Consider the following 12,256-nt stretch of genomic DNA (forward strand, 5'->3'; position numbering starts at 1 on the left):
AGTTCGTTGGATCTCACACTGCAACGGTTACTCCCGTCATGGCCGGGCTTGTCCCGGCCATCCACGTCCTTTATCATTCGCATATGGCTGGAGGCTAGGTTTACATACTGGCAAGCGCGCCGAACGGCATATTATATGTCGGTGTTACAAGCGATCTCATTCGTCGTGTTTATGAACACCGGTCTGGCTTGGTTGCAGGCTTTACAAAGCAATATGGAATTAAGCGTCTCGTTTATTTTGAACAATATGAGGACATCCAAACTGCTATTCAGCGCGAGCACAATATGAAGCACTGGTCGCGGAAATGGAAAGTCAGATTGGTTCTCGCTGAAAATCCGGAATGGAATGATCTGTATGAATCGATAGTTTAAGAACGTGGATGGCCGGGACAAGCCCGGCCATGACGGTCTTTGCTGCCAATCCCATTCACAATCGGATGCTCTTCACCGTCTTCAACACATCCCAGAACAGATCCTCGCCGTTGGCGACATTCTCGTTCCAGTGATCGGCGGCGTTGTCGTCGGCTGCGTCGGTGATGAACTTGAACGCGCGCCACGGCACGCCGTGACGCTGGCAGACATGGGCAATCGCAAACAGCTCCATATCGACGATGTCGATGCTGTTCTCCACCAGCCACGGATCGGTCGCGGTGACGAAACTGTCGCCGGTGCCGCAGACGACATTGCCGAAGCCGGACGACAGCCGGTCCAGTTCCGGTGAGAACGGCGTGCGCCCGCGCGGCGCCAGCGGCATCGCTGCCATGTCGCGCTGAACAACGTCGGCGACTTCCACGAGACCATTGTGAATGTGCGCGATCTTGCCGGCGGTACCGTAGTTGATGACGAGTTTCGGTTGCAGCGCCATGACAGCAAGCGTGGCGATGCTTGCCGCATTCACCTTGCCGACCCCGGTGTAGATTACTTCCACGCCGTCCGGTGCGCGCGCCTTGTTCAGTTCCGTATCGATAGCGGTGAGAATGACGATGTGGCCGCTCATGTCCGGACCGCTCATGCGAAGTAGCGCTCCAGCACGCCGCGATAGATGCGCGTCAGCTTTTCGAGATCGGACACCGGCGTGCGCTCGTCGATCTGGTGCATGGTCTGGCCGACGAGGCCGAATTCCAGCACCGGGCAGTAGTTGACGATGAAGCGTGCGTCCGATGTGCCGCCGCCGGTGTTCAGTTCGGGCCTGCGCCCCATCACGTCCTCGATGGCCGAAACGACAAGATCGGTAAAAGGTCCGGGCTGGGTGCGGAACACGTCGGCGTTCGACGGCTCCCAGACGATATGCGCCTTGATGCGGTTGCCGCTGGCCTTCGTCATGCGCTCTTCGATCAGCGCGCGTAGCGACTCGCGGGTGTGGCAGTCGTTGTAACGGATGTTGAAGCGCGCGCGCGCCTGCCCGGGAATCACGTTCCACGCCGGGTTGCCGACATCCACCGAGGTGAATTCGAGATTCGACGGCTGGAAATATTCAGTGCCCTTGTCGAGCGGATCGCCGCTCAGTGCCGCGATCAGTGTTGCAATGTCCGGCACCGGGTTGGAGGCGCGGTGCGGATAGGCGACATGCCCCTGCACGCCCTCCACAATCAGCGTGCCGGATTGCGAGCCCCGCCGCCCGGTCTTGATGGTGTCGCCGATCTCGTTGACGTTGCTTGGCTCGCCCAGCATGCAGTGATCGAACTTTTCGCCGCGCTTTGCCGCCCATTCCAGCAGTTTGATGGTGCCGTTGACGGCAATGTCTTCCTCGTCGCCGGTGATCAGGAACGAGATCGAGCCTTTGGGCTGACCGCCATTCGCTGCGAGATAATCCAGCGTGGCGGCGACGGCGCAGGCGATGCCGCCCTTCATGTCCACCGCGCCGCGGCCGTAAAGCATACCGTCCTTGACCTCGCCGGCGAATGCGCCATGGCTCCATGCAGCTTCGTCGCCCGCGGGCACGACATCGGTGTGACCCGCGAAGGTGATGTGCGGTGAGCCGGCGCCGATGCGTGCGTAGAGATTGTCGATGTCAGCCGCGCCGGGCTCGGAGAACGTGACGCGGTGGACATCAAAGCCGGCGGCGCTCAGCAGTTTCTCCAGCACGCCCAACGCGCCCGCATCCGCCGGCGTCACCGACGGACAGCGCAGAAGATCGCGGGCGATGGAGAGTGCGTCAGCCACGCGCGATTAATCCCGCAGCAGTTCGTTGATGCTGGTCTTGGAGCGGGTGCGCTCGTCGACGCGCTTGACGATCACGGCGCAGGCTGTGTTCGGGCCGGGCTGGCCGTTCTTCAACGGCTTGCCCGGCAGCGTGCCCGGCACCAGCACGGAATATTCCGGCACTTCGCCGATGAAGGTTTCTCCGGTTTCGCGATCCACGATTTTCGTGGAGGCGCCGAGGAAAACGCCCATCGCCAAAACTGCGCCCTTGCGGACGATCACGCCTTCGGCGACTTCGGAGCGCGCGCCGATGAAGCAGTCGTCTTCGATGATGACAGGGCCGGCCTGCAATGGCTCCAGCACGCCGCCGATGCCGACGCCGCCCGAAATATGCACGCGCTTGCCGATCTGGGCGCAGGAGCCGACGGTGGACCAGGTATCGACCATGGTCGATTCATCCACATAGGCGCCGAGGTTGACGAAGGACGGCATCAGCACGACGTTCTTCGCAATGAACGCGGAGCGGCGCACGATGGCGCCGGGCACCGCGCGGAATCCGGCGTCGCGGAAACGGTTCTCGCCCCAGTCGGCGAACTTCGATGGCACCTTGTCCCACCACTGCGCACCGCCCGGGCCACCGGTGATCGGCGCCATGTCATTCAGGCGGAAGGACAGCAGCACGGCCTTCTTGAGCCACTGGTTGACGTGCCACTTGCCGTCGGCCTGCCGCTCCGCGACGCGGGCCTCGCCCTTGTCGAGCAGGTCGAGTGCCAGCTCCACGGCGTCGCGCACCTCGCCCTTGGTATTGGCGTTGACGGTGTCGCGGGCGTCAAAGGCGGCATTCAGCGTGGATTCAAGCGCGGAGAGAGACATCGGTGTTCCTTGGGGAGGGGAGTGCGAGAACTTTTATTATGGCGCTTTTGTCGGGATTTGAAGGCTTTGAGTCAAGCTGACGCGGTCAGTTTGATGCCCTGATCGCCGCCAAAAACCCCGTCAGATCGTCGGTGATGTGATCGACATAGGCGGCGTCGCGGCCCTCCAGCTCCCAGTCCTCGCGGACCACGTTCCGCGTGCCGTCGGGCACCACCAGAACGGTGGTCATGCCGAGATCGTGCGGGGTCACGAGGTTGCGGGCGAGATCCTCGAACATTGCGGCCTTCGATGGATCAACACCATGCAGCTTGAGAAAGCGCAGGTAAGTTTGCCGCGCCGGCTTCGGCTCGAGGTCGGCGGCGACGATATCGAACACGTCCTCGAAATGGCTGTGGATGCCGAGGCGTTCCAGCACCTTGCCGGCATGGGCGCGGGAGCCGTTGGTCAGGATCAGCTTGCGGCCGGGAAGCGTTTCGATCGCGGCTCCCATCGCCGGGTTGGGCTCCAGCGGCGAGTGGTCGATCTGATGGACATATTCAAGAAAGTCGTCGGCGTTGAGGCCATGCTCGGTCATCATGCCGCGCATGGTGGTGCCGTAGCGGCGATAGTAGTCCTTCTGGATTTTGAACGCTTCGTCCTTCGACACTTTCAGATATTCCGCGACGAAATCGCGAATCCGCACGTCCACCTGTTGCCAGAGATTGACGTGATGCGGGTACAGCGTGTTGTCGAGATCGAACACCCATGTCTCGATGTGGGCGAAGCTGCGCTGTTGTTTTGTCATGGCGTTCCGAATCGCAACGTCTTGCCCGTGCCCGCGCTGATGTCGATACGCTCATAGCCGCTGGCGTTCAATCCGCGCGCGCCGCAGTCGCCCTGTTCGGTAAATTCGAACTGCGTCTCGCGGGTGCAGAGCGTGGTCGTGCCGCCCCAGTTTAGCGGCCGGCTGTTGATCTTGATGGTACGGCCGTCGGCATCGACGGCTTCGGCAAAGCTGAAGATCTTGCGCGGCTGTCCCGTCACATCGGGATGCAGGCACTTGCCGGGCTCGATGCGATACCAGCCGCGGCTGGTGACGGCCTTGCCGTCGTCGGTGGCGATGGAGGCCATCACGCGATACTGGGTATCGTTGCACCAGGTGAGGCCGGTGGCGGACGGCTGCTCCACCGCAGCGATCATGGTGTCGAAGAAATTCGGCCCCTGCGCGGCGTCGGCGCCAAGGCCGCGCGCTTTCAGAAATGCGGCAAGGGCGTTCTGAGTCTTGGGGCCATCGACGCCGTCGATGGGGGCGGCGTCATAGCCGGCGATCACCAATAGTCGCTGGATCGCGGCGAGTTTCGCCTGCTCGTCGTCGTATTCCGCGCCTTCGGCGAGATAGGCGATCTGATTGCCGTCCTCGCCGGTGCTTGGCTTGATCTCGGTGAACGGCACGGCCGTCTGGCCGCCGCGGCACTGGCGTCCGGCGATGACGAAATCTTTCTGCGCGATGCAGAGGTTGTCGGTGCCGTTTTGCGGCGCGGGCGATGCCCCATATACGGGAAGGGATCGCGCATGCAGCAGAATGCGCTCCGCTGTGATGTTGCCCTGCGCCACCACGCGGCAGGCGGCTGGATCGATCCGGAACCAGCCGCGTGTTGCCGTCGCGGTCCGTTCGTCGATGCCGATGGCGGCCTCGACGACGTAACTCATGCGATTGCAAATTTTGAGATCGGCTTGGGCGGGGGCGGCAACAAGAAGCACCGTCATTGCGAGGAGCGCAGCGACGAAGCAATCCTTTTTGATCTGCGTGGATTGCTTCGTTTGGCTCGCAATGACGGCGTGCGATGTCATCACTTGTGGATCAGCGTTCCGGTGCCTTGATTGGTGAACAATTCAAGCAACACGGCATGCGGGGTCTTGCCGTCGATGATGACGACGCCCTGGACGCCGGCTTCCAGCGCGTAAATGCAGGTCTCGACCTTCGGAATCATGCCACCGGAAATGGTGCCGTCGGCGATCAGCTTGCGTGCATCCTTGATCGACAGTTCGGGAATGAGCTTCTTCGACTTGTCGAGCACGCCGGGCACGTCGGTGAGCAGCAGCAGGCGCTTGGCCTTCAGAGCACCTGCCACGGCGCCGGCAAAGGTGTCGGCATTGACATTGAAGGTCTGGCCGCTGGCGGACGAGGCGAGCGGCGCCAGCACCGGGATCAGCTCGTAACCGATGAGCTGATTGAGCAGGGTGAGATCGACCTTGTCGGGTTCGCCGACGAAACCGAGATCGACCACCTTCTCGATGTTGGAACCGGGATCGACCATGGTGCGCGTCGCCTTAACGGCGGTGACCATGTTGCCGTCCTTGCCGCACAGGCCCACGGCCTTGCCACCTGCCTCGTTGATGTGGCTGACGATCGATTTATTGATCGATCCGGCCAGCACCATCTCGACGATTTCCATGGTTGGCGCATCGGTGACGCGCAGACCCGCCGCGAATTCCGACTTGATGCCGAGCCGCGTCAGCATGGACGCGATCTGCGGACCGCCGCCGTGCACGACGACCGGATTGATCGCGGTCTGCTCCAGCAAGACGATGTCGCGGGCGAACTGCTTGGCGAGCGCTTCCTCGCCCATGGCGTGGCCGCCGTATTTAATGACGATGGTTTCGTCGTCATACTGCTGCATATGCGGCAGTGCTTCGGACAGAATGCGGGCCTGATCCTGCGGGCTGATATTGGGCAAATCGATCATGGGGAATCTCGTTGACGCGGGCTGGCAGGGTTTAGCCGATTGCGTCAACGGCGCAAAGCGTCTGCGTCGCGGATCAGGTGGCCGGGCGCGGCCAGACGGCGGCGAGGGCCAGCACCAGCCAGCTTAAAATCAGGAGCGTGCCGCCGGTCGGCGCGGCCATCGGGAACAGGCCGTGACCGGCATATTGGCGCAGCACGAGGTCGCCTGCGAACAGGGCCGCACCGGCCACGAAGCCGAAGGTTGCGGTAAGGCCGGGCGCTCGCCGGGCGATGCCGTACCCGGTCAGCAGCGCGGCACCGGCCACGGCGCTGGCGTGGAACAGCAGCATCGACGATGCGGAGCCGAGCCGGGTCGCATCGGGCTGGTGGGCGGCTGTGGCCGCCAGTGCGACACCGGCCGCGCCCATCAGTCCGGCGAGGACAACGGCGAGGCGCAAGGCGCTGGTCTGGGTCATGAGATACGTTCCCTCAGCAGACGGATCATGGCGGCGCGCAGTTCGGGCATGCCGTCGCCGGTTCGCGACGATGTCACCAGCACCTCCGGAAATGCCGCCGGATGTTTCGACAGCGCCGCTTTCGTCGCTGCAAGGGTCGCTTCAAGCTCCGATTTCTTCACCTGATCGGCCTTGGTCAGCACCACCTGATAACTCATGGCGGATTTGTCGAGCGTTTTGAGAATGTCGTTGTCGACATCCTTCAGGCCATGACGTGAATCAATCAGCACATAGACGCGGGCGAGATTGGCGCGGCCTTGCAGGAATTTGTGGATCAGCGCGGTCCACGACGCCACCTTGGTTTTCGGCGCGGACGCATAGCCGTAGCCCGGCATGTCCACCAGTCGAAGGCCTGCGTCCTTGCCGTCTGCCGGGGTCGGTCCTTCGAAGAAAATCAGCTCCTGGGTGCGGCCCGGCGTATGCGAGGTGCGCGCCAGCGCGTTGCGGCCGGTCAGCGCATTGATGAGGCTCGACTTGCCGACATTGGAGCGGCCGGCGAATGCGACCTCGACGCCCTTCATCGGCGGCAGCGTTTCGATCGACGGCGAGGCCCAGAAAAACTGCCAGTCGCCGGCGAAGATTTTTCGCCCCGCTTCAATCAGCTCCGCATCGGTTTTATCGGTCATGCGAAGGTTCTCGGACATGGAAAACGCCCGGCGATGCGCCGGGCGTCAAAACTATAAACCAAAAAGGCGCTACGTCGTCTTTTTGCTGCCGGCGAAGGTCGCCTTCACGTTGTCGAACAACTCGATCTTCGCGCCGTTCTTTTTCATGATGTAGCTCTGCTGCAGCACCGAGAGCAGGTTGTTCCACGCCCAGTAGATCACGAGACCGGCCGGGAAGCCCGCGAGCATGAAGGTGAAGATCAGCGGCATCCAGTCGAAGATCATCTTCTGCGTCGGATCGGGCGGCGTCGGGTTCAGCTTCATCTGGAACCACATCGTGATGCCCATGAGGATGGGCCAGATGCCGAGATGCAGATAGTAACCAAGCACCGGAAGCTGGGTCGGATCGAATGCCAGAAGACCGAACAGGTTGAAAAGGTTGGTCGGGTCCGGTGCGGACAGATCCTTGATCCATCCGAAGAACGGCGCGTGACGCATTTCGATGGTGACGAACAGCACCTTGTAGAGCGAGAAGAACACCGGAATCTGGATCAGAATCGGAAGACAGCCCGCGATCGGGTTGATCTTCTCCTTCTTGTAGATTTCCATCATCTCCTGCTGCTGCTTCATCTTGTCGTCGGGATACTTGTCCTTCAGCGCAGCGAGCTGCGGCTGCACGGCCTTCATCTTGGCCATGGACGCATAAGATTTGTTGGCGAGCGGGAAGAAGATCAGTTTGACCAGCACCGTCACCGCCAGGATGGCGACGCCGAAGTTGCCGAAGATGTGGAAGAACCAGTCGATGGCCCAGAACATCGGCTTGGTGATGAAGTAGAACCAGCCCCAGTCGATCAGGCGGTCGAACTTGTTGAGGCCGAGCTGCTTGTCATAGGCGTCGACGGTGGCGCTTTCCTTGGCTCCCGCGAACAGACTGGTCGATGTGCTGGCGGTACCGCCGATGGCGACGGTCAGCGGATCGAGCAGGTAGTCGGTCTGGTAGGTGCGCAGCGTTCCGACCAGATTCGACGAGAAGCGCGCTTGCACGTTGGCCTTCGGGCTCGGCAGCAGCGTACCCGCCCAGTATTTGTCGGTGATGCCGAGCCACGCATTGGTGACCTTGAACTCGACCGCTTTGGCGTCGTCGATTTTCTTGTAGCCGTACTCTTGTAGTCCTTGGTCGCCGAGAACGCCGATCAGGCCTTCGTGCAGGATGTAGTAGCCGGAGACGTGCGGAGTGCCGTGGCGCGAGATCAGGCCGAACGGGTACAGCGTGACCGCGGCGTCGCCGACGTTGGAAACGTCGTCCTTGATGGTGAAGAGGTATTTGTCGTCGATGGAAATCGTGCGCTTGAAGGTCAGCCCCTGGCCGTTGTTCCAGGTCAGTACCACTGGCGTGGCCGGGGTCAGCGCGTTGGCGCCTTCCTGTTTCCAGACCGTGTCCTTGTCCGGCATCTTCGTGGTCGCGCCCGCTGCCGGCACGAAACCGAATTCCGCGTAGAACGGCTCCTTGGTGCCCGAGGGCGAGAACAGTTCGATTGCAGGCGATTTCGGATCGACGGTTTCACGATACTTGACCAGCGCGACGTCATCGATGCGGCCGCCGGTCAGCGCGATGCTGCCGCTGATGCTCGGCGTATCGATTTTCACGCGGGGGCCGGCGGCGATTGCGGCGGCCCGGCTCTGGACCGGCGCGGCTGTTGCCGGCGCACCGGGGATCGGCGACTGCGAAGGCGTGCCGGGTGCCGCAGGCGTGCTCGATGGATTGGCTGGCGTCGCCGGCGACGCTGCAGGATTGGCGGCCTGCTTCTGCGCAAGCTCGGCCTGCTGCGCGGCGCGCTGCTTTTCCATCGTCGGGATGTTGTAGAAATATTGCCAGGCGATCAGCACAAGACCCGACAGGATGACGGCGAGGATGGTGTTGCGATTTTCGATCATCGTTCAGGTCTCGTCATTCACTCGCGTGCGCGGGAAGTGGGTGCTGCGTTGGGCTTCAGGTCGCTGGGCTGCTTCGGCGTCTGGCGCTCGAGGCGGCTGAGCGCCGAGCGCAGATCGTTGAACATCGTTTCGAAGCCGCGGTCCAGCGCGGCCCGACGGCCCACTATCACATAATCATGGTGGGGTCGCATGGATATGACGTCGAGCCGCTTCACCAGTTCGCGAAGCCTGCGCCGGACGCGGTTGCGTTCCGTGGCGGTTCCCACCTTCTTGGTGACGGTAAAACCGACGCGGACCGGGCCACCGTCGTCGCGCGAGCGGGTCTGCACCACAAAGGCAGGGCTGGCCATGCGCGGGCCCTTGGCCGCGGCGACGAAATCGGCGCGCTGCTTCAACCGGTCCATGATTCCAACCGGCGCATGGGAAAGGGTCCCGGATAAGGTCGGTTCAGGCGCTCAGACGCTTGCGGCCACGGGCGCGGCGGGCGGCGAGAACCTTGCGGCCACCGGCGGTCGCGAGACGGGCACGGAAGCCGTGACGGCGCTTGCGCACCAGTTTGCTGGGTTGATAAGTCCGCTTCACGGGTCGTTCTCCGCTGCCGAAGTGCTCGTCCGACTGGCTGGTCGGAGGCATTTCGCCGATAATGGTGTGAAATCCAGCGATGCCGGCCCTGAAGAGGACCAATTTCGATCCAAAATGAACCGGCCCGGTCAAGCCGGGCCATCGAGGACAGTTGGCGCGGCTTATACGGGAGCAGCCTGTTTTCGTCAATCTTGGGGTTTTAGATACATGCTGGCCGTAACGGGTGTCCCGGCTGGCTAAACCATAGGCGTTCCAGAGGTTTGACCCCGGTCGCGGCGGGGAGCATCCTGCACCGGCAAATCCTCTCAACAGGCGGGCATTCAATTCATGGCGGCATCGGACGATGAGCCAGATCTGATGACGGCCAGCCGGCCCCCGGCGAGGCTCCGCTTCGGGCTGTCCGGCAAGCTGTTGCTGCTGACGATCCCGCTGATCCTGATCGCGGAAATCCTGATTTATGTCCCGTCCATCGCCAACTTCCGGATGAACCGGCTCAACGACCGGCTGGCGGCGGCGAACACTGCGGCGCTGGTTCTGGATGCTGCGCCGAGCGGCTTGGTGCCCGAGGTGCTGGCGCGGCAGATACTCGCCAGCATCGGCGCGCGCGCGGTAGCTATCAAGACCGGCCAGCAGCGTCGGCTTCTTGCCGCCGCCGACATGCCGGCGAAGATCGACCATGACGTCGACATGCGCGACATGAACGCGTGGTCCGCGATCGTCGATGCATTCCAGGTGATGCTCGACAGCGGTGACGAAGTCATGCGTGTGCTGGGGCCGGCGCCGGGCAGTGGACAGTTCATCGAAGTGGTGGTCGACGAGAAGCCGCTGCGCGATGCGATGTTCCGCTTTTCACGAAACGTGCTGCTGCTGTCGCTGGTGATGACCAGCATCACCGCAGGGTTGATCTATTACGCCCTGCACCACCTGTTCGTGCGGCCGATGCGGCGCGTCACCGCCAATCTCGTTGCTTTTCACGAGAATCCCGAAAGCCCCGCGCATATCATCGCGCCATCGAAGCGCGGCGATGAAATTGGGCTGGCGGAGCGCGAACTCTCCGATATGCAGCGCGACCTGGTGTCGATGCTGCATCAGAAAAATCACCTCGCGGCGCTTGGGCTCGCGGTGTCGAAGATCAACCACGACCTGCGCAATCTGCTGGCGTCGTCGCAACTGTTGTCCGATCAGCTTGCCAGCGTGCCCGACCCGCGCGTGCAGCGCTTTGCACCGAAGTTGATGCGTTCGTTGGAACGCGCCATCGCGTTCTGTCAGTCCACGTTGTCCTATGGCAAGGCGCAGGAGGCTCCGCCTGACCGCCGCATGATTCTGGTCGAAGCTGTCGTCAACGAGGTGCGAGAATCGGCCGGGCTCGCCGCCGATACCTCGATCGAGTGGGTCAATGCCATCGAGCGCGGGCTGGCCGTCGATGCCGACCCCGATCAGTTGTTCCGGGTGCTGCTCAATCTGGTGCGCAACGCAGCCCAGGCGCTGGACAGCGACAGGTCGAAAGTCGCCACCGCCAAGCAAATTCGCGTGACCGGTCGCCGCGAAGGCAGCGTGACCATTCTGGAAATTTCGGACACCGGCCCCGGCATTCCGGCCAGAGCCCGCGAACACCTGTTCGAGGCGTTTCAGGGGTCGTCGCGCGACGGCGGCACCGGCCTCGGGCTTGCCATCGCGGCGGAACTGGTCCGGGCGCATGGCGGAGAGCTCAATCTGGTGGAAGGTACCATCGGGGCGACGTTCCGAATCATGATTCCCGATCGCGCCGTGGAGTTGCATAGCCATCGCGATGTGCGGATCCGAGCCTGAAAACCTGCATTTTGGACCGAAATCCCTTGTCTATCGATCTTGCAAAGCCGTTCCGGAGCCGGTAGCTATGGCGCTCTTTCGCGGAGCGGCCTCCGGCTCTTCTTTAATCTGCGAAATGCGCGCCCGTAGCTCAGCTGGATAGAGCACCAGACTACGAATCTGGGGGTCAGGAGTTCGAATCTCTTCGGGCGCGCCATCTTCAGTTGTTTTTATTGATATTTTTCGCCATCACGCGATGGCGTTACCGAGTGTTACCATAAGGATAATCGCGCCATCTCAGCGCTTTGGCGATGTCGATCAAGACCTGTCGCCTGACAATTCTCCCCTGAAACAGGCAGTGGTTGGTACTGATCTAGCAGGTCAGGAATCTCGCTGCCTCTGTCGAAAGACTTCCCTCGGGACCGAACACGAGAACCTTGCTGTGCCCGCGTTGATCAAGCCAGCGCAGGATCGCAAAGCGCGGTAGCTTGTCCGTTCTCTTGTTATTCGTCGGAATGGTGTCGCGCATCTGAAGAGCCGCCACCGCGAGTTGCCGCGAGCCAAACCTTCCTGCCACTCCGGTGATGGACTCACATGTTCGGAGAGCGGGATATCCATTGGAAGCATCTGCGGGGCGCGCCGTCACCCGCAGACCCAGGGGAAAAATCGAGCGCGGGCACCTGACTCTGAAGAACCGCATTCTGCTCGACAATTATATCTGCCTAGAGACCTGGAGCAGCAGATCAATGCCTTCGTCGAGCATTATAACCGCATGCGCTATCATGAGAGCATCAACAACCTCACTCCCGCCGATGTCTATTTCGGCAGGGCTGAGATGATGCTCACAGAACGTCGGTGCATCAAGCGCGCCACCATCGCAAACCGTCGCTTGCAGCATCGACTGCAGGCCGCGCGCGCATGACTTTCTTACGTTTGTGGGGCTGGCAGCCTTCGTCGAAGAAAAAAGCTTTCCGCCGGCTTTGGCCGCTCCGATGTGATCCATGGCATCGACATTGAAGTGCCGAAAGGTCGCGTCGTCTGCCGCGAGACGGGAACGCCTTTCGGGATGATGCATCCCCGCATAGGTTACAGAATTTCCTAGTCGCGGCTACG

At 61.9% G+C, this 12,256-nt stretch carries 13 protein-coding genes, 1 tRNA gene and 1 pseudogene; 4 read left to right on the plus strand and 11 right to left on the minus strand.

Annotated features, from left to right (window positions below):
- Nucleotides 1–104: 104 nt before the first annotated feature.
- Nucleotides 105–371: a GIY-YIG nuclease family protein gene (locus tag LVY71_RS03360; RefSeq protein WP_235100005.1), complete on the plus strand. Its 267-nt coding sequence runs from the start codon at nt 105–107 to the stop codon at nt 369–371.
- Nucleotides 372–426: 55 nt separating this feature from the next.
- Here the strand turns inward: LVY71_RS03360 and LVY71_RS03365 are convergent, their stop codons facing one another.
- From LVY71_RS03365 to rpmH, 11 genes are all read right to left on the minus strand, one after another.
- Entirely contained in the window at nt 427–996 is a 570-nt protein-coding gene (locus LVY71_RS03365) for a phosphorylase family protein (RefSeq protein ID WP_235100006.1), read from the minus strand.
- Between the two features lie 11 nt (nt 997–1,007).
- Complete coding sequence (gene dapE, locus LVY71_RS03370; RefSeq protein WP_235098169.1) at nt 1,008–2,162, minus strand: succinyl-diaminopimelate desuccinylase; 1,155 nt, start codon at nt 2,160–2,162, stop codon at nt 1,008–1,010.
- Between the two features lie 6 nt (nt 2,163–2,168).
- On the minus strand, nt 2,169–3,014 hold the full coding sequence (gene dapD / locus LVY71_RS03375) for a 2,3,4,5-tetrahydropyridine-2,6-dicarboxylate N-succinyltransferase (protein ID WP_235098171.1): 846 nt from the start codon (nt 3,012–3,014) through the stop codon (nt 2,169–2,171).
- An 85-nt stretch (nt 3,015–3,099) separates the two neighbouring features.
- Nucleotides 3,100–3,798 (minus strand): pyrimidine 5'-nucleotidase, encoded by a 699-nt coding sequence (locus LVY71_RS03380; RefSeq protein ID WP_235098173.1) that lies wholly within the window; start codon nt 3,796–3,798, stop codon nt 3,100–3,102.
- On the minus strand, nt 3,795–4,760 hold the full coding sequence (locus LVY71_RS03385) for a DUF1036 domain-containing protein (RefSeq protein WP_235098175.1): 966 nt from the start codon (nt 4,758–4,760) through the stop codon (nt 3,795–3,797). Before LVY71_RS03385 ends, LVY71_RS03380 begins: the two co-directional genes overlap by 4 nt.
- A gap of 83 nt (nt 4,761–4,843) precedes the next feature.
- Nucleotides 4,844–5,740, minus strand: a complete 897-nt coding sequence (argB, locus tag LVY71_RS03390) for an acetylglutamate kinase (RefSeq protein WP_235098177.1) — start codon at nt 5,738–5,740, stop codon at nt 4,844–4,846.
- Between the two features lie 73 nt (nt 5,741–5,813).
- Nucleotides 5,814–6,194 (minus strand): DUF423 domain-containing protein, encoded by a 381-nt coding sequence (locus LVY71_RS03395; protein ID WP_235098179.1) that lies wholly within the window; start codon nt 6,192–6,194, stop codon nt 5,814–5,816.
- The gene (gene yihA, locus LVY71_RS03400) at nt 6,191–6,859 is read right to left on the minus strand and encodes a ribosome biogenesis GTP-binding protein YihA/YsxC (RefSeq protein WP_235098181.1); all 669 of its coding nucleotides are present in this window, start codon (nt 6,857–6,859) and stop codon (nt 6,191–6,193) included. Before yihA ends, LVY71_RS03395 begins: the two co-directional genes overlap by 4 nt.
- Before the next feature lie 69 nt (nt 6,860–6,928).
- Nucleotides 6,929–8,773, minus strand: a complete 1,845-nt coding sequence (gene yidC / locus LVY71_RS03405) for a membrane protein insertase YidC (protein WP_235098183.1) — start codon at nt 8,771–8,773, stop codon at nt 6,929–6,931.
- A 17-nt stretch (nt 8,774–8,790) separates the two neighbouring features.
- On the minus strand, nt 8,791–9,177 hold the full coding sequence (gene rnpA, locus LVY71_RS03410; RefSeq protein ID WP_235098185.1) for a ribonuclease P protein component: 387 nt from the start codon (nt 9,175–9,177) through the stop codon (nt 8,791–8,793).
- Nucleotides 9,178–9,220: 43 nt separating this feature from the next.
- Nucleotides 9,221–9,355 carry a 50S ribosomal protein L34 gene (rpmH, locus tag LVY71_RS03415; protein ID WP_008542748.1) on the minus strand — a complete coding sequence of 45 codons (135 nt, stop codon included), beginning with the start codon at nt 9,353–9,355 and terminating at the stop codon, nt 9,221–9,223.
- A gap of 327 nt (nt 9,356–9,682) precedes the next feature.
- Here rpmH and LVY71_RS03420 point away from each other — a divergent pair, with 327 nt between their 5' ends.
- From LVY71_RS03420 to LVY71_RS03430, 3 genes and pseudogenes are all read left to right on the plus strand, one after another.
- Nucleotides 9,683–11,164, plus strand: coding sequence for a sensor histidine kinase (locus LVY71_RS03420; protein ID WP_235098187.1), 1,482 nt, complete (start codon nt 9,683–9,685; stop codon nt 11,162–11,164).
- A 119-nt stretch (nt 11,165–11,283) separates the two neighbouring features.
- Nucleotides 11,284–11,360 (plus strand) — tRNA-Arg (locus LVY71_RS03425).
- 407 nt (nt 11,361–11,767) lie between these two features.
- Nucleotides 11,768–12,065 (plus strand): annotated as a pseudogene (locus LVY71_RS03430) (integrase core domain-containing protein); the annotation flags it as partial.
- Between the last annotated feature and the right edge of the window lie 191 nt (nt 12,066–12,256).

The sequence above is a fragment of the Bradyrhizobium sp. G127 genome (assembly GCF_021502575.1).
Taxonomy (GTDB): Bacteria; Pseudomonadota; Alphaproteobacteria; order Rhizobiales; family Xanthobacteraceae; genus Afipia.